The 17,338-nt window shown below is 69.9% G+C and carries 15 protein-coding genes and 1 tRNA gene; 14 read left to right on the top strand and 2 right to left on the bottom strand.

The genetic code is table 11. From position 1 onward, the window contains the following. Window position 1: 1 nt before the first annotated feature. The 11 genes from ACIRJR_RS10120 to glmS all read left to right on the top strand — a co-directional run bounded on the left by ACIRJR_RS10120 (window position 2) and on the right by glmS (window position 12,148). Entirely contained in the window at window positions 2-922 is a 921-nt protein-coding gene (locus tag ACIRJR_RS10120) for a hydroxymethylglutaryl-CoA lyase (protein ID WP_403778663.1), read from the top strand. Window positions 923-929: 7 nt separating this feature from the next. Next, window positions 930-2,096, top strand: a complete 1,167-nt coding sequence (locus tag ACIRJR_RS10115) for an acyl-CoA dehydrogenase family protein (protein ID WP_403776730.1) — start codon at window positions 930-932, stop codon at window positions 2,094-2,096. Between the two features lie 183 nt (window positions 2,097-2,279). Beyond that, the gene (locus tag ACIRJR_RS10110; RefSeq protein WP_403776727.1) at window positions 2,280-2,444 is read left to right on the top strand and encodes a hypothetical protein; all 165 of its coding nucleotides are present in this window, start codon (window positions 2,280-2,282) and stop codon (window positions 2,442-2,444) included. A gap of 176 nt (window positions 2,445-2,620) precedes the next feature. After that, on the top strand, window positions 2,621-3,649 hold the full coding sequence (locus tag ACIRJR_RS10105) for an ABC transporter substrate-binding protein (protein WP_403776724.1): 1,029 nt from the start codon (window positions 2,621-2,623) through the stop codon (window positions 3,647-3,649). A gap of 76 nt (window positions 3,650-3,725) precedes the next feature. Next, window positions 3,726-4,577: a siderophore-interacting protein gene (locus ACIRJR_RS10100; protein WP_403776721.1), complete on the top strand. Its 852-nt coding sequence runs from the start codon at window positions 3,726-3,728 to the stop codon at window positions 4,575-4,577. 160 nt (window positions 4,578-4,737) lie between these two features. Next, window positions 4,738-6,186, top strand: a complete 1,449-nt coding sequence (locus tag ACIRJR_RS10095) for a pyridoxal phosphate-dependent decarboxylase family protein (protein ID WP_403776718.1) — start codon at window positions 4,738-4,740, stop codon at window positions 6,184-6,186. Next, window positions 6,170-7,456, top strand: coding sequence for a lysine N(6)-hydroxylase/L-ornithine N(5)-oxygenase family protein (locus ACIRJR_RS10090; RefSeq protein WP_403776715.1), 1,287 nt, complete (start codon window positions 6,170-6,172; stop codon window positions 7,454-7,456). Before ACIRJR_RS10095 ends, ACIRJR_RS10090 begins: the two co-directional genes overlap by 17 nt. Further along, window positions 7,453-8,037 carry a GNAT family N-acetyltransferase gene (locus ACIRJR_RS10085; RefSeq protein ID WP_403776712.1) on the top strand — a complete coding sequence of 195 codons (585 nt, stop codon included), beginning with the start codon at window positions 7,453-7,455 and terminating at the stop codon, window positions 8,035-8,037. The genes ACIRJR_RS10090 and ACIRJR_RS10085 overlap by 4 nt, the downstream gene beginning before the upstream one ends. Then, on the top strand, window positions 8,034-9,815 hold the full coding sequence (locus ACIRJR_RS10080; RefSeq protein WP_403776709.1) for an IucA/IucC family protein: 1,782 nt from the start codon (window positions 8,034-8,036) through the stop codon (window positions 9,813-9,815). The genes ACIRJR_RS10085 and ACIRJR_RS10080 overlap by 4 nt, the downstream gene beginning before the upstream one ends. 163 nt (window positions 9,816-9,978) lie before the next feature. Further along, the gene (locus ACIRJR_RS10075; protein ID WP_403776706.1) at window positions 9,979-10,254 is read left to right on the top strand and encodes a hypothetical protein; all 276 of its coding nucleotides are present in this window, start codon (window positions 9,979-9,981) and stop codon (window positions 10,252-10,254) included. A gap of 64 nt (window positions 10,255-10,318) precedes the next feature. Next, the gene (gene glmS, locus ACIRJR_RS10070; protein ID WP_403776703.1) at window positions 10,319-12,148 is read left to right on the top strand and encodes a glutamine--fructose-6-phosphate transaminase (isomerizing); all 1,830 of its coding nucleotides are present in this window, start codon (window positions 10,319-10,321) and stop codon (window positions 12,146-12,148) included. Window positions 12,149-12,269: 121 nt separating this feature from the next. On the opposite strand, the gene ACIRJR_RS10065 is transcribed toward glmS, so the two are convergent. After that, window positions 12,270-12,791 (bottom strand): universal stress protein, encoded by a 522-nt coding sequence (locus tag ACIRJR_RS10065; protein ID WP_403776701.1) that lies wholly within the window; start codon window positions 12,789-12,791, stop codon window positions 12,270-12,272. An 826-nt stretch (window positions 12,792-13,617) separates the two neighbouring features. Here ACIRJR_RS10065 and ACIRJR_RS10060 point away from each other — a divergent pair. The 3 genes from ACIRJR_RS10060 (at window position 13,618) to ACIRJR_RS10050 (ending at window position 15,665) form a co-directional block, all read left to right on the top strand. Beyond that, on the top strand, window positions 13,618-14,850 hold the full coding sequence (locus tag ACIRJR_RS10060; protein WP_403776699.1) for a helix-turn-helix domain-containing protein: 1,233 nt from the start codon (window positions 13,618-13,620) through the stop codon (window positions 14,848-14,850). Between the two features lie 10 nt (window positions 14,851-14,860). Beyond that, on the top strand, window positions 14,861-15,466 hold the full coding sequence (gene orn, locus ACIRJR_RS10055; protein ID WP_403776696.1) for an oligoribonuclease: 606 nt from the start codon (window positions 14,861-14,863) through the stop codon (window positions 15,464-15,466). 126 nt (window positions 15,467-15,592) lie between these two features. Continuing rightward, window positions 15,593-15,665, top strand: a tRNA-His gene (locus ACIRJR_RS10050). 77 nt (window positions 15,666-15,742) lie between these two features. Here ACIRJR_RS10050 and ACIRJR_RS10045 read toward each other — a convergent pair. Beyond that, on the bottom strand, window positions 15,743-17,212 hold the full coding sequence (locus ACIRJR_RS10045) for an MFS transporter (protein WP_403776693.1): 1,470 nt from the start codon (window positions 17,210-17,212) through the stop codon (window positions 15,743-15,745). Window positions 17,213-17,338: the final 126 nt, after the last annotated feature.

Below are 17,338 nucleotides of genomic sequence, written 5' to 3'. Positions count from 1 at the left end.
CATGACGGTGGCCTCGCCGGGGCTGCCCTCCCGGGTCCGCATCCATGAGGTCGGTGCGCGCGACGGGCTGCAGAACGAGAAGACCGTCGTACCGACCGAGGTGAAGGCGGAGTTCATCCGCCGGCTGGCACGGGCCGGGCTCTCCACGATCGAGGCGACCAGCTTCGTGCACCCGAAGTGGGTGCCCCAACTGGCGGACGCCGAGCAGCTCTTCCCGATGCTCGGCGACGTCGGGGACGTGGCGCTGCCCGTCCTCGTGCCGAACGAGCGCGGGCTGGACCGGGCGCTCGCGCTCGGCGCCCGCCGGATCGCCGTGTTCGGCTCGGCCACCGAGACGTTCGCCGCCCGCAACCTCAACCGCACGGTCGACGAGTCGCTCGCCATGTTCGAACCGGTCGTGGCGCGGGCGAAGGAGGCCGGGGTTCATGTGCGCGGCTACCTGTCCATGTGCTTCGGTGACCCGTGGGAGGGCGCGGTGCCGGTCTCCCAGGTCGTCCGCGTCGCGAAGGCGCTGATGGACCTCGGCTGCGACGAGCTGTCCCTGGGCGACACGATCGGCGTGGCCACCCCCGGCCACGTGCGGGAGCTGCTCTCCGGGCTCGACGACGAGGGCGTGCGCACCGGGACGATCGGGGTGCACTTCCACGACACGTACGGCCAGGCGCTCTCCAACACCCTGGCCGCGCTCCAGCACGGGGTGACGACCGTCGACGCCTCCGCGGGCGGCCTCGGCGGCTGCCCGTACGCGAAGAGCGCGACCGGAAATCTCGCCACCGAGGATCTCGTGTGGATGCTCGACGGCCTCGGTGTCGATACCGGGGTCGATCTCGGCGCACTCACCGCCACGAGCGTGTGGATGGCCGAACAACTGGGCCGTCCGAGCCCGTCCCGAACCGTCCGCGCGCTGTCCCACAAGGAGTGAAGCACCCATGTCCCTTGACCACCGGCTGACCGCCGAGCACGAGGAACTGCGCCGCACCGTCGAGGAGTTCGCACACGATGTGATCGCCCCGAAGATCGGCGACTTCTACGAGCGCCACGAGTTCCCGTACGAGATCGTCGCCGAGATGGGGCGGATGGGCCTGTTCGGCCTGCCCTTCCCCGAGGAGTACGGCGGCATGGGCGGGGACTACCTCGCCCTCGGCATCGCCCTGGAGGAGCTGGCCCGCGTCGACTCGTCCGTGGCGATCACCCTGGAGGCGGGGGTCTCGCTCGGCGCCATGCCGGTCTTCCGCTTCGGGACCGAGGAGCAGAAGCAGCGGTGGCTGCCGAGGCTCTGCTCGGGCGAGGCGCTCGGCGCGTTCGGGCTGACCGAGCCGGACGGCGGCTCGGACGCGGGCGGCACCCGGACCACGGCGGTGCTGGACGAGGCCACCGGTGAGTGGGTGATCAACGGGTCCAAGTGCTTCATCACCAACTCCGGTACGGACATCACGGAGCTGGTGACGGTGACGGCGGTCACCGGGCGCAAGGAGAACGGCGCCCCTCGCATCTCGGCGATCATCGTCCCGTCCGGAACCCCCGGCTTCACGGTCGCCGCCCCGTACTCCAAGGTGGGGTGGAACGCCTCGGACACCCGCGAGCTGTCCTTCTCCGACGTCCGCGTCCCGGCGGAGAACCTCCTGGGTGAGGAGGGACGTGGTTACGCGCAGTTCCTGCGGATCCTGGACGAGGGCAGGATCGCCATCTCCGCGCTGTCGACAGGGCTGGCGCAGGGCTGTGTCGACGAGTCGCTGAAGTACGCGAGGGAGCGGCACGCCTTCGGGAAGCCGATCGGCGCCAACCAGGCCATCCAGTTCAAGATCGCCGACATGGAGACCCGGGCGCACATGGCCCGGATCGGCTGGCGCGACGCGGCCTCGCGGCTGCTGGCGGGCGAGCCCTTCAAGAAGGAGGCGGCGATCGCGAAGCTGTACTCGTCGACGGTGGCGGTGGACAACGCCCGCGAGGCGACACAGATCCACGGCGGCTACGGCTTCATGAACGAGTACCCGGTGGCCCGGATGTGGCGCGACTCCAAGATCCTGGAGATCGGCGAGGGCACCAGCGAGGTCCAGCGGATGCTGATCGCCCGGGAGCTGGGCATGGACGCCTGAGGCACTGAGGGCCGAGGCGATACATGCTCCACATCAGGCGTATATGTCCATCGGCCCCAGGAGGTCCACCATGGCGAAGACCCTCGTGGATGTGGACGACCAGATGCCGGCGTTCGCCCAGCGGCAGCTCGGCACTGCGACCAAGCGGGAGACGACCAACCGAGCACTGACGACAGAGAGCTCGTGAGGATCGGCCACCATCGGGGCCCCTCACCCATCGACATCCTCGTCGCCCTCACAGCCCGGCGGCATCGGCTCACCGTGCTGCACGTGGACGACGACTTCAGCGCGATCGCAAAGGTGTGCCCGGACATCGACATGCTGCGCCTGCGGCCGGTCACCGGCTGATCCCGGCCGTTCGACACAGCCGCCTTCCCTGGTCACGGGAAGGCGGCTTTCCCTTTGTCCCGGTAACGGAACGGCCGCTGCCCCTTGCCCTCCCGGCCTGCGATATGTGAGGTTAGGCTAGCCTTCCTTTGAATCGTCAGCGGGCGCCCTCGGCGCGTACGAAAGCAGACACACCCATGCCCAACGTCCGGACCAGCTCACTCTCCCGCCGCGGCCTGCTGGCCGCCGGTGGCGCCGTCGGTCTCGGCGCCGTCCTCGCAGCCTGCGGCGACGGCGACGAGAAGGGCTCCGCCTCGGGTTCGGGTACGGAGAAATCCGGCCCCTGGTCCTTCAAGGACGACCGCGGCGAGACGGCGAAGGCCGACTCCACTCCGAAGAACATCGTCGCCTTCGTGGGCGTCGCCGCCGCGCTCCACGACTACGGCATCGAGGTCAAGGGCGTCTTCGGCCCGACGAAGACCTCCGACGGCAAGGCCGACGTACAGGCCGGCGACCTCGACATCAGCAAGGTCGAGGTGCTGGGCAACGTCTGGGGCGAGTTCAACGTCGAGAAGTACGCGGGCCTGGCGCCGGAGCTCCTCGTCACCGCCATGTGGGAGAAGGACGCCCTCTGGTACGTGCCGGACCAGTCCAAGGACAAGATCCTCGAGCTGGCGCCGAGCGTCGCCCTGTGGGCCGCGCAGACCACCGTCCCGAAGGCGATCCAGCGCCACGAGGACCTCGCGGCCTCCCTCGGCGCCGACCTGAAGGCCAAGAAGGTCACCGACGCCAAGGCCGCCTTCGAGAAGGCCGCCGCCCGGCTGCGCGCCGCCGCCAAGTCGCAGCCGAACATCAAGGTCATGGTCGGTTCGGCCAGCCAGGACCTGTTCTACGTCTCGCTCGCGAAGATGTCGGCCGACACCTTGTACTTCCAGGAGCTCGGCGTGCAGTTCGTCGAGCCGAAGATCAAGGAAGGCGCCTTCTTCGAGGAGCTGAGCTGGGAGAACGTCGACAAGTACGACGCCGACATCATCATGATGGACAACCGCTCCTCGGCCCTGCAGCCCGACGCCCTGACCTCCAAGCCGACCTGGGCGAAGCTGCCCGCCGTCAAGGCCGGGCAGGTCATACCCCGCACGACGGAGCCCATCTACTCCTACGACAAGTGCGCACCGGTCCTCGACGCGCTCGCCGAGGCCATCGAGCAGGCCAAGAAGGCCGGCTGACCCCTCGGGCCCGGCCCCCGGAGCGTGTCTCCGGGGGCCGGGCCCTCCCTTTTTCCCGTCCCGGGGAGGACCTCGCATGACGACCGCCGCCGCACCCTCCGTCGCCCCCTTCCGGTTCTTCGGCCTGACGGTCCTGCGGACCGAACGGCTGAGCCCCTCCATGCGGCGGGTCACCTTCGGCGGCCCGGGGCTCGACGGCTTCGCCGCGGGGGGCAGGGACCAGAGCCTTTCGCTGTTCCTGCCGCACCCCGGCCAGCAGGAGCCCTTCGTCCCGGTGGCCGAGGACGGCACCTGGTTCGACGCCTGGCGCGCCGCACCCGAGGACGTACGGGCCGTCATGCGCGCGTACACGGTGCGCGCCCAGCGCCGCGGCGACGACGGCGCGACCGAGATCGACATCGACTTCGCCGTGCACGAGGACGGCGGGCCCGCCTGCCGCTGGGCCGAGGCCGCCGCCCCCGGACAGCGGCTCAAAGCACTGGGCCCGGCCGTCGAGGACAACACCTCGGTGCGCTTCCGCCCGCCGCGGGACACCGGGTGGGTCCTGATCTGGGCCGACGAGACGGCGCTGCCCGCGGCCTCGGCGGCCCTGGAGTGGCTGCCGGCCGGCACGAAGGCCCAGGCCTGGCTGGAGGTGCCGCACGCGCGGGACCGCCTGGAGCTCCGCACCGAGGCCGACGTGACGGTCCACTGGCTCGTACGCGACCAGGGGGCTTTGTCGGCCGTCGAGGCGGTACGCGGCACCGAACTGCCCGACGGGAACCCGTACGCCTGGATCGCCGGCGAGGCGTCAGGGGTGCGCGAGCTGCGCCGCCACCTCGTCCAGGAGCGGAAGTTCGACCGCGGGCGCGTCACCTTCGTCGGCTACTGGCGGCGCGGCCTGAGCGAGGAGCAGGTGCGGGAGGAAGCGGCACGGGGGTCCGCGTAACACCCCCCTGTACGTCGTGTGGGGTTCCTGTGACGGTTCCTCCCGGGGTGAGGGGCGCCCATATTGTTAGGTTAGGCTTGCCTAACTTAACCGTCGCGCCCTCACCCCCCCATCTCTGCCCGGAGGGTCGCGACGACGTCCCCGTCCGGGAGGCCCCCACATGCGTTCCCACCTGCTCAACCACACGACGGCGGAGGACTACCGTCGCTCCGTCACCGCGGGAGTCGACCAGGTCGCGGCCAGACTCGCCTCCACCCGGCAGCCGTTCAGCGGAATCGGCGTGGACCGGCTCACCCCCGTCGTCGACGCCATCGACCTCGACCGGCCGCTCGGCGACGCCGCCGCCGCCCTGGACGAGCTCGACGAGGTCTACCTCCGCGACGCCGTGTACTTCCACCACCCCCGCTACCTCGCCCACCTCAACTGCCCCGTGGTCATCCCCGCGGTGGTCGGCGAGGCCGTGCTCTCCGCCGTCAACTCCTCCCTGGACACCTGGGACCAGAGCGCCGGCGGCACGCTGATCGAGCGCCGGCTGATCGACTGGACGGCCGGCCGCATCGGCCTCGGCCCCGCGGCGGACGGCGTCTTCACCAGCGGGGGCACGCAGTCCAACCTGCAGGCACTGCTGCTGGCCCGCGAGGAGTCCAAGCTCCGCCCTGAGGAGTTCACCAGGCTGCGGATCCTCACCTCCGAGTGCAGCCACTTCAGCGTCCAGAAGTCGGCGAAACTCCTCGGCCTGGGTCCCGACTCCGTCGTGTCCGTGCCCGTCGACCGCGACAAGCGCATGCAGACCGTCGCGCTGGCGGCGGCCCTCGAACGCTGCGAGGCCGAGGGCTCCGTACCGATGGCCGTCGTCGCCACGGCGGGCACGACGGACTTCGGCTCGATCGACCCGCTGCCCGAGATCGCCGTCCTCTGCGAGCGGTACGCCACCTGGATGCACGTCGACGCCGCCTACGGCTGCGGCCTGCTGGCCTCACCCACCCGCCGCGGGCTGATCGACGGCATCGAGCGCGCCGACTCGGTCACCGTGGACTACCACAAGTCCTTCTTCCAGCCCGTGAGTTCGTCCGCCGTGCTGGTCCGCGACCGGGCCACGCTGCGCCACGCGACGTATCACGCGGAATACCTCAACCCGGAGCGGACCGTCGAGGAGCGCATCCCCAACCAGGTGGACAAGTCCCTGCAGACCACCCGCAGGTTCGACGCGCTCAAGCTGTGGATGACGCTGCGCACCATGGGCGCGGACGGTGTCGGCGAACTGTTCGACGAGGTCTGCGATCTGGCCGGCGAGGGCTGGCGGCTCCTGGTGGCCGACCCGCGCTTCGACGTCGTCGTGGAGCCCCGGCTGTCCACCCTGGTGTTCCGCTACGTCCCTGCCCGGGCCGCGACGCCCTCCGGCATCGACCGGGCCAACCTCCACGCCCGCAAGGCGCTCTTCGCCTCGGGTGAGGCCGTGGTCGCGGGCACGAAGGTCGGCGACCGCCAGTACCTCAAATTCACCCTGCTCAACCCCGAGACGACCACGGCCGACATCACCGCCGTCCTCGATCTGATCGCCGGCCACGCCGAGCAGTACCTGGGAGAGTCCCTTGAACGCGCTTCCTGAGCCCCTCACCGCTCCGTACGACTTCGTCGGGATCGGGCTGGGCCCGTTCAACCTCGGACTCGCCTGCCTGACCGAGCCCGTCGAGGAGCTGAACGGGGTGTTCCTGGAGTCCAAGCCGGACTTCGAGTGGCACTCGGGGATGTTCCTCGAAGGGGCCCATCTCCAGACGCCGTTCATGTCGGACCTGGTGACGATGGCCGACCCGACCTCCCCGTACTCCTTCCTGAACTACCTCAAGGAACGCGGCCGGATCTACTCGTTCTACATCCGGGAGAACTTCTATCCCCTGCGGACCGAGTACAACGACTACTGCCGGTGGGCCGCGGCCAAACTGAGCAGTATCCGATTCAACCAAACCGTACGGTCGGTTGAGTTTGACAAGAGTGACGGCCTGTACACCGTCCGTACCGCCGACAGCGCTTTCCGGGCACGCCATCTCGTCCTGGGAACCGGCACCCCGCCCCACATCCCGGAGGCCTGCCAGGGGCTGGGCGGCGACCTCCTGCACAACTCCCGCTACCTCCAGGAGAAGGCGGCGCTGCAGGCGAAGAGGTCCATCACCCTGGTCGGCAGCGGGCAGAGCGCGGCGGAGATCTACTACGACCTGCTCTCCGAGATCGACGTACACGGCTACCGGCTCAACTGGGTGACGCGCTCCCCCCGCTTCTTCCCGCTGGAGTACACCAAGCTGACGCTGGAGATGACGTCGCCGGAGTACGTGGACTACTTCCACGCACTGCCCGAGGACACCCGCTACCGGCTGGAGTCCGGCCAGAAGGGCCTCTTCAAGGGCATCGACGGCGAGCTGATCGACTCGATCTTCGACCTGCTCTACCAGAAGAACCTGGCGGGCCCCGTACCCACTCGTCTCCTCACCAACTCCGCTCTGCACAGCGCCCGTTACGAGGAGTCCACGGGGACGTACACACTCGGCCTCCGCCAGGAGGAGCAGGGCAGGGACTACGAGCTCGACAGTGAGGGACTGATCCTCGCCACCGGCTACCGGTACGCCGCACCGGACTTCCTGGAGCCCGTCACCGACCGGATCCGTCACGACGGCCGGGGCCGGTTCGACGTGGCCCGCAACTACAGCATCGACACCACCGGGCGCGGGATCTTCCTGCAGAACGCCGGGGTGCACACCCACTCGATCACCTCACCCGACCTGGGCATGGGTGCATACCGCAACGCGTACATCATCGGCGAACTGCTCGGCCGTGAGTACTACCCGGTCGAGAAGTCCGTCGCCTTCCAGGAGTTCGCAGCATGACCAGCAGGACCGGCACGAAACAGATCGGGACGCTCGCCGTCCGCCCCATGGACCCCTCCCCCGGCCGGGCGGGCCGGAGGTCCGACGCGGAACTGGTGCACGCGTGGGTCACCCACCCCAGGTCGGCCTACTGGATGATGGGCGACGCCCGGCTGGAGGACGTCGAGCGGGAGTACATGGCGATAGCCGCCCACCCGCACCACGACGCCTTCATCGGGCTGCACGAGGGCGAGCCCGCCTTCCTGATGGAGCGCTACGACCCCACAGAGGTCGAGCTCAAGGGCCTGTACGAGGCGGAACCCGGGGACGTCGGGATGCACTTCCTGGTCGCCCCGCCGGAGAACCCGGTGCACGGCTTCACCCTCGCCGTGATCACCACCGTCATGGAGACGCTGTTCGCGGACCCCGGGGTGCGCAGGGTCGTCGTCGAACCGGACGTCGCCAACACCGCCGTGCACAAGCTGAACGAGGCCGTCGGCTTCGAGGCGATCCGCGAGATCACCAAGCCGGAGAAGCAGGCCCTGCTCAGCGCCTGTACCCGTGAGCAGTTCGAGGCCGCGACCACTGGAGACGACCGATGACCACGCACCCCACCGCCGGCGCCGCCGACCACCTGACCCCGGAGCGCTGGGCCGTCGCCAACCGCCTGCTGATCCGCAAGGCGCTGGCCGAGTTCTCGCACGAACGGCTGCTGGCCCCCGCCCCGCTCGGCGACGGCCGCTACCACGTGCACAGCGACGACGGGGCGGTCGAGTACCGCTTCTCCGCCCGTCGCTTCGCGCTGGATCACTGGCAGGTGGACGCCGCGTCGGTCACCCGGCACCGGCACGGATCGGACCTCCCGCTGGACGCCCTGGAGTTCTTCATCGAGCTGCGCTCCACGCTCGGCCTGTCGGCGGAGGTCCTGCCGGTGTACCTGGAGGAGATCTCCTCCACCCTGGCCGGAACCGCGTACAAACTGACCAAGGAACCGACCACCGCGGCGCAGCTCGCCGTGGCCGGATTCCAGGCCATCGAGACCGGCATGACCGAGGGGCACCCCTGTTTTGTCGCCAACAACGGGCGGCTCGGCTTCGGCGTCGACGAATACCGCGCCTACGCCCCCGAGGCGGCGACCGGAATCAGCCTGGTCTGGCTGGCGGCGCGGCGCGATCGCGCCACCTTCACGGCGGGTGCCGGGCTGGACTACTCCACCCTGATCGCCGGGGAGCTCGGTGAGGAGACCCTCGGCCGCTTCGCGGCGCGGATGGCGGCCCTCGGGCTCGACCTCGACGACTACCTGCTGATCCCGGTCCACCCCTGGCAGTGGTGGAACAAGCTCGCCGTCACCTTCGCCGGCGAGATCGCCCAGCGGCACCTGGTCTGCCTCGGCGAGGGCGACGACTCGTATCTCGCCCAGCAGTCGATCCGGACCTTCTTCAACGCCGACCACCCCGGGAAGCACTACGTCAAGACGGCACTGTCCGTGCTGAACATGGGCTTCATGCGGGGGCTCTCCGCCGCGTACATGGAGGCGACCCCCGCGATCAACGACTGGCTGGCCGGTCTGATCGAGCAGGACGAGCGGCTGCGCGGGGCCGGCTTCTCGATCATCCGGGAGCGGGCCGCCGTGGGCTATCACCACCGGGCCTACGAGGCGGCGACGGCCAAGGGCTCCCCGTACCTGAAGATGCTCGCCGCGCTCTGGCGGGAGAGCCCGGTCCCGTCCCTGACCGGGGGCGAGCGGCTCGCGACGATGGCCTCGCTGCTCCACACCGACGCCGAGGGCCGCTCGGTGGCGGGCGCGCTGATCGCCGAGTCGGGGCTGGCCCCCGCCGACTGGCTGCGGCGCTACCTGGACGCGTACCTGGTGCCGGTGCTGCACAGCTTCTACGCGTACGACCTGGTCTTCATGCCGCACGGCGAGAACGTGATCCTGGTGATCGAGGACGGCGTGGTGCGCCGCACGGTCTTCAAGGACATCGCCGAGGAGATCGCGGTCATGGACCCGGACGCGGTGCTGCCGCCCCAGGTCGAGCGCATCCGCGCCGACGTCCCGGAGGACATGAAACTGCTGTCGGTCCTCACCGACGTCTTCGACTGCTTCTTCCGCTTCCTGGGCGCGGACCTCGCCACCGAGGGTGTGCTCGACGAGGAGGCCTTCTGGCGGACGGTCGCCGAGTGCGTCAGGGGCTACCAGGACTCGGCGCCGTACCTCGCGGACAAGTTCGCGCGGTACGACATGTTCACGGAGGACTTCGCGCTGTCCTGCCTGAACCGGCTGCAGCTGCGCGACAACCAGCAGATGGTGGATCTGGACGACCCCGCGGGCGCGCTCCAGCTGACCGGCAGGCTGCGGAACCCGATCGCGCATCACTGAGGCGCGGGGGCCCGGCCCCGCTCCTGAGGAGGAGCGGGGCCGGGAGGGGTGCGGATGAGAACCTAAGGGACTTTTCCGTCATACAGGCACCCCTGGATGAGATTCCTGCCCGATATCGGGCAGATTTCTTGCGTAACGCCTTCGATCCACGCAGTATCGACGGGTGCTCGAACGCCGCCCCACGCATGACGACCTGATCGACCACCTCGTCCGTTCCACCGCGCTCCAGCGCGGCGAGGCGGCCAGGGTGATCCTCGACGTGCTGGCCTACTTCGACGAGACGACGGAGGGCTTCGTCCGGCGCCGCCACCGCGAACTGCAGGCCGGCGGCCTGGTCAACACGGAGATCTTCGAGCGGATCGCGGCCGAGCTGCCGCACCGCGCGGTGGCGCCGCAGGAGCTCTCGCTCCGCCAGTTGCGCCGCATCGTCTACGGCTGAGCCGGAAGGCGGGAGGGCCGGACGGGCACAGGACTTTTGTACGTCGATGGAGGGGCAAGACTCTATGTGCGGGATCGTCGGTTACATCGGAAAGCGTGACGTGGCTCCACTGCTGCTGGAAGGCCTGCAGCGGCTGGAGTACCGGGGCTACGACTCCGCCGGCATCGTCATCACGGGCAAGGCCCCGGCGGGCAGGCCCGGCACGCTGAAGATGGTCAAGGCCAAGGGCCGGGTCCGCGAGCTGGAGGCCCGCGTGCCCAAGCGGTTCGCCGGCACCACCGGCATCGCCCACACCCGCTGGGCCACCCACGGCGCCCCGAGCGACGAGAACGCCCACCCGCACCTGGACGCGGAGAGCAAGGTCGCCGTCGTCCACAACGGGATCATCGACAACGCCTCCGAGCTCCGCGCGAGGCTCGTCGCCGAGGGCGTCGAGTTCCTCTCCGAGACCGACACCGAGGTCCTGGTCCACCTGGTCTCCCGTTCGGCCGCCCTCACCCTGGAGGAGAAGGTCCGCGAGGCGCTGAAGCTCGTCGAGGGCACGTACGGCGTCGCCGTCCTGCACGCCGACTTCAACGACCGCATCGTCGTCGCCCGCAACGGCTCGCCCGTGGTGCTCGGCATCGGCGAGAAGGAGATGTTCGTCGCCTCCGACGTGGCGGCCCTGGTCGCGCACACCCGCCAGATCGTCACGCTGGACGACGGCGAGATGGCCACTCTCAAGGCCGACGACTTCCGTACGTACACCACGGAGGGCTCGACCACGACGGCCACGCCGACCACCGTGGAGTGGGAGGCCGAGTCGTACGACATGGGCGGCCACGACACGTACATGCACAAGGAGATCTCCGAGCAGGCGGACGCCGTGGACCGTGTGCTGCGCGGCCGCATCGACGACCGTTTCTCCACCGTGCACCTGGGCGGCCTGAACCTGGACGCCCGCGAGGCCCGCGGAGTCCGCCGGATCAAGATCCTGGGCTGCGGCACCTCGTACCACGCGGGCATGATCGGCGCCGGCCTCATCGAGGAGCTGGCCCGCATCCCCGCGGACGCCGAGCCCGCGTCCGAGTTCCGCTACCGCAACCCGGTCGTGGACCCGGACACCCTGTACGTCGCGGTCTCCCAGTCGGGTGAGACGTACGACGTACTGGCCGCCGTACAGGAGCTCAAGCGCAAGGGCGCCCGCGTCCTGGGCGTCGTGAACGTCGTCGGCTCGGCGATCGCCCGCGAGGCGGACGGCGGCATGTACGTCCACGCGGGGCCCGAGGTCTGCGTCGTCTCCACCAAGTGCTTCACCAACACCGTGGTCGCCTTCGCGCTGCTCGCCCTGCACCTGGGCCGCATCCGCGACCTGTCGGTCTCCGACGGCAAGCGGATCATCGAGGGGCTGCGCAAGCTGCCCGAGCAGATCGGCCGGATCCTCGAGTCGGAGGACGAGATCAAGAAGCTCGCCGAGGAGTACGCGGGCGCCCAGTCGATGATGTTCATCGGCCGCGTACGGGGCTACCCCGTCGCACTGGAGGCCTCCCTGAAGCTCAAGGAGATCTCCTACATCCACGCCGAGGCCTACCCCGCCTCGGAGCTCAAGCACGGCCCCCTCGCGCTCATCGAGCCGGCGCTCCCCACGGTCGCGATCGTCCCGGACGACGACCTGCTGGAGAAGAACCGCGCCGCGCTGGAGGAGATCAAGGCGCGCAGCGGCCGCATCCTCGCCGTGGCCCACCGCGAGCAGGAGAAGGCGGACCACACGATCCTCGTACCGAAGAACGAGAACGAGCTGGACCCGATCCTGATGGGCATCCCGCTGCAGCTGTTCGCGTACCACACGGCCCTGGCCATGGGCCGTGACATCGACAAGCCGCGCAACCTGGCGAAGTCGGTCACCGTCGAGTAGCGGACTCCGTCCGCGCAGCCCCGTACGGGCACCCCGGAGGCCCCTGACGTCACGTCAGGGGCCTCCGGGCGCCATCAGGGGCCTTCTTCCGCTTCCGGGGCGTCTCGTGGGCCTCCGGGCGTCAGGGGATGACGATGACCGGGCGCTGCGCGCGGCGCGCGAGGCGGCCCGCCACCGATCCGAAGATCCGGCCCACGATTCCGTGCGTCGAGCCGACCACGATGGCGTCGGCCGAATACTCCCGGCCGACCTCCTCCAGCTCGTGGCAGATGTCCCCACCGCGCTCCACGAGCACCCAGGGCACCTCCGCCAGGTAGTCCGCGCAGGCCAGCTCCAGCCCGAGGACCTCGGTGCGATGGTCGGGCACGTCGACGAAGACGGGCGGCTCGCAGCCCGCCCAGACCGTGGTGGGCAACCGGTTGGCCACGTGGACGATGATCAGTCCCGAGCCGTGCCGGTGCGCCATGCCGATGGCGTAGGCGAGGGCCCGCTCGCTCGACATGGATCCGTCGAATCCGACCACGACGCCGTGCCGGAAGGCCGGATCGCAGGAAGGGCGCGACTCTTCGACCGTCTGCGGTTCCGACCCGGGGTCGGCTACCTGCTTGCGGTCTGCGGGTTCAGGGATTTCGTGACCGGCCATCGGTGTCTCGGCGAAGAGAGTCCTCGTGAGGAGGGAGCGGTGTGGAGGTGTACCTGCGAGCGGTGAAGCTGTGTCCGGGAAACATCTTCCCAACCCCCTACCCCCAAGGGTACGGCGCCACTCCTCCATCGCCCAGCCCTCGCACAGCGCATGCGGCAATGGAGGGAGCATGCCGGAGACCGCCCCGTATGGCAATGCCGGTTGTGTCGTACATCCAGCTCGCGGAAACCGTCTGACGGGTTCAGGTCACGCCGCGGGGGCCGGCGGCCGGGGTGAACCGCGCAAGGCGGCCGAATGCGCCACCCGCGACCCCGGAAGGGGCCGTCACACCCCGCCATCGGACAACTGCGCATCGTTCATCACCGGAGCCCGAACGCCCTTCAGGGGCTCTGAAGGCGCATGGAATCTTCCGGGAACGAAGGGCGTACGCCGGTCGCATGACCGGAAAACGTGCACGCGACCATCGGTTTTCAGCCAACTTCACCTCTACCCCCATCTCTTGGTGCCGTGGCTGCTCAACCCATGCTCCACCAGGCAGGAATAGACCGCGCGGTAGGCTTTGACCCTACGGGGACGGGCCATGATCGCGATGCGCACTTCCCTGTGGGGCTCACGGGTGAAACGCTTCGTGATCGAACGCTTCGCGCCAAGTTGCCTTGTCGACATAGTGCCGGTGGGGGAACGTGTCACGTCGGCGCCACGGGACGCAGTAGATTCGATCATGAGTGTCGAGGACTGGGACGCGTGCGAGACCGAGGGGAAACGTGCAGGAGCGACAGGCCCGTAGGGACCAGGAAGACGCGAACACCGAGGGGGGCTTAGCGTCATGAGCCAGGACTCCGCCACCGCAACGGAGGCCGCACGGAAACTGACCGGGCGGCGACGCCGGGAAGTCGTAGCCGTACTGCTGTTCAGTGGCGGCCCTATCTTCGAGAGCTCCATTCCGCTCTCAGTTTTCGGAATCGACCGGCAGGACGCGGGAGTTCCGCGCTACCGCCTGCTGGTCTGTGGGGGTGAGGAAGGGCCGCTGCGCACCACCGGCGGGCTCGAACTCAGCACGCCGTACGGCCTGGAGGCGATCAGCAGGGCCGGCACCGTCGTGGTGCCCGCCTGGCGGTCCATCACCTCCCCGCCGCCGGCCGAGGCCTTGGACGCGCTGCGCCGCGCCCATGAGGAGGGTGCCCGCATCGTCGGACTGTGCACAGGGGCGTTCGTCCTCGCCGCGGCCGGCCTGCTGGACGGCCGCCCGGCCACCACGCACTGGATGTACGCACCGACGCTGGCCAAGCGCTATCCGTCGGTGCACGTCGATCCCCGTGAGCTCTTCGTCGACGACGGCGACGTGCTCACCTCGGCCGGAACCGCGGCGGGAATCGACCTGTGCCTCCACATAGTCCGTACCGACCACGGCACCGAGGCGGCCGGGGCCCTGGCCCGCAGGCTCGTCGTCCCGCCGCGGCGCAGTGGCGGTCAGGAGCGCTACCTCGACAGGTCTTTACCTGAAGAGATCGGCTCCGACCCGCTCGCCGAGGTCGTGGCCTGGGCCCTGGAGCACCTCCACGAGCAGTTCGACGTGGAGACGCTGGCGGCGCGCGCCTACATGAGCCGGCGGACCTTCGACCGCAGGTTCCGCTCGCTCACGGGCAGCGCACCGCTCCAGTGGCTCATCACCCAGCGCGTGCTGCAGGCGCAGCGGCTGCTCGAGACCTCCGACTACTCGGTCGACGAGGTGGCGGGCCGCTGCGGCTTCCGCTCGCCGGTCGCGCTGCGCGGGCACTTCCGCCGTCAGCTCGGCTCCTCACCGGCGGCGTACCGGGCCGCCTACCGGGCCCGCCGTCCGCAGGGCGGGGTGCTGGAGAGCGTCACCGCGGTGCTCGAGACGTCCGTGCCCGCCCAGGGCGCGGCATCGGGCCGGCGGGCCGCCGCGGCGTCATCGGCCGGGCCGTCCCCGGTCACCGCCACGACGGCCTCCGGTGGCCCCATGGAGCGTCTCGGGGCGGGTCCCGAGGCGTATGTTCCGGGGCGCCCGGCCCTGCCGGGGCAGCGCAGCGCCCCGTAGGGTGGGGCGTATGAACGACCGCATGGTGTGGATCGACTGCGAGATGACCGGGCTCTCGCTGACGGACGACGCACTCATCGAGGTGGCCGCGCTGGTCACCGACTCGGAACTGAACGTGCTCGGCGAAGGGGTGGACATCGTGATCCGCCCGCCGGACGCGGCCCTGGAGACCATGCCCGAGGTGGTGCGGCAGATGCACACCGCCTCGGGCCTCCTCGACGAACTGGCCGGGGGCACGACCCTGGCCGACGCGGAGGAGCGTGTCCTGGCCTACGTCCGCGAGCACGTGAAGGAGCCGGGCAAGGCCCCTCTCTGCGGGAACTCGGTCGGCACGGACCGCGGCTTCCTGGCGCGCGACATGGCGTCCCTGGAGGGCTACCTCCACTACCGGATCGTCGATGTGTCCTCGGTGAAGGAGCTGGCGCGCCGCTGGTACCCGAGGGCCTACTTCAACAGTCCGGGCAAGAACGGCAACCACCGGGCGCTCGCGGACATCCGCGACTCCATCACGGAGCTGCGCTACTACCGGGACGCGGTCTTCGTCCCGCAGCCCGGACCGGACTCGGCCCGTGCCAAGGAGATCGCGGCGCGCCACGCGACGCCCGCCGGACAGTAGGCGCACAACCGCTGGTCACGGGCCCTCCGGGGCCCGTGAGCCGCGCCTGGGAAACGGGGGCGCGAGCACCCGCTCGGACCCTGTACACTTTTTCTCGGCCGGTCAGGAAAGCGACCGGGCGACATGGTGGGTATAGCTCAGCTGGCAGAGCACCTGGTTGTGGTCCAGGATGTCGCGGGTTCAAGTCCCGTTACTCACCCTGAAGGAAGGGCCCCGGTCTTCGGACCGGGGCCCTTTCGCGTGCGTCCGGACGGTGTCCGCCTCACACCCCCGTGGTCACGCGGGCTCCTCGACAGCCGGTTCCTCGACGGCGTGGGAGTCGGTGAGGCTCAGCGCGCCGCCCGCCGCGAGCAGTCCCACGAGGACCGCGAGCAGGGCGTAGGTGATCCGCTCGCCGTGGAAGAACGACGCGACGAGGTCACCGCTCCACGTGCCTGCCGGTAGCCGGGTGGTGACGAGAACGGCGATCAGGGTGCCGACCACGGCCGTACCGACGCTGGAGCCGACCTCCTGGGCGGTGTCGTTGAGGGCCGCGCCGATGGAGGTGCGGTTGGCCGGCATCGCGTCGACGAGGGCGACCGCGCAGATCGTCATCACCGTGCGCAGCCCCACGGTCATCAGCACCATGCAGACGGCGATGGCGGCGTACCCGTGGTCCACGGCCCAGGAGAGGGCCGCCAGCGAGCCGGCCAGGCAGGCCGCGCCGACGAGGCAGGCGACGCGGTGGCCGAAGCGGCGGGCGAGCCACTCGGACAGGGGGGTCGCGCCGATCATCGTCACGATGATCGGCAGGTTGGCCAGGCCTGCCCGAACCGGGCTCCACCCGTAGGCGTACTGGAAGTGGAGGATCAGCCCGAACATCACGCTGGCCATCGCGACCGACGTGCCGATCTGCGCGAGGGCGGCGCCGCGGACGGTGCCGCTGGAGAAGAGCTTCAGATCCAGCATGGGCGCCGCGCTGCGGCGCTCGTGGCGCACGAACGCGATCGCGGCCACGACGGCGCCCGTGATCGACGCGAGGGTGATCGCGGAGAGCCAGCCGTGCTCGACACCGCTGGTCAGGGAGTAGCAGGCGAGTCCGATGGCGCTGACGCTCAGGGCGGCGCCCGGCAGGTCGAGCGCGTCGCGCGTGAGGTCCTGCGGCCGGTCGGCCGGGACGCCGAGCCGTACGCCGATGCACGCGATCACCGCGATGGGGGCGTTGACGACGAGCAGCCACTCCCACCGCGCGTGGGCCAGCACGGTGCCGCCGAGGAGCGGCCCGAGGACGAAGCCGGACATGCCGACGACGATCATCACCGTCATCGCGCGCATCCGCAGGGCCTTGTCGTCGAACAGGCGGAAGACCAGCGAGTTCGTGATCGGGGCCATCGCCGCGGCGGCGACGCCGAGCGCTGCCCGCAGGGCGATGAGCTCCCCGGCCGTGGTGACGAGGACGACGCAGAGGCTCAGCGCTCCGAACACCGCGAGTCCGATCAGCAGCACCCGGCGGCGGCCGAACCGGTCGGCCGTCGACCCCGCGGTGAGCAGCAGGCCGCCGAAGGTCAGCGAGTAGGCACCGGTGACCCACTGCAGGGCGGTGGTCCCGCCGCCGAGGTCGCGGCCGATCGTGGGCAGCGCGATCGACAGCAGCGTGTTGTCGACCATCTCGACGAAGAAGGCCAGACAGAGGGCGGCCAGGGGGATCCACGCCGCCCGCAGGGACGGATAGGTGCGTGGTGGAGCTTGAAGCGTGGCGGTGGACATGGCGACCCTCCCATCGAACGACGTTCGACTATCGAACGACGTACGATACGATAGAACAGCGTTCGATACCGTGCAACATGTGATGGGATATGGGCCATGACACGCCTGCAGAACCGGTCGGACAAG

The sequence above is a fragment of the Streptomyces sp. NPDC102402 genome (assembly GCF_044765765.1).
Classification (GTDB): domain Bacteria; phylum Actinomycetota; class Actinomycetes; order Streptomycetales; family Streptomycetaceae; genus Streptomyces.
Note: the sequence above shows the minus strand (reverse complement) of the source record. Positions and strands in the feature narration are given on the sequence as shown.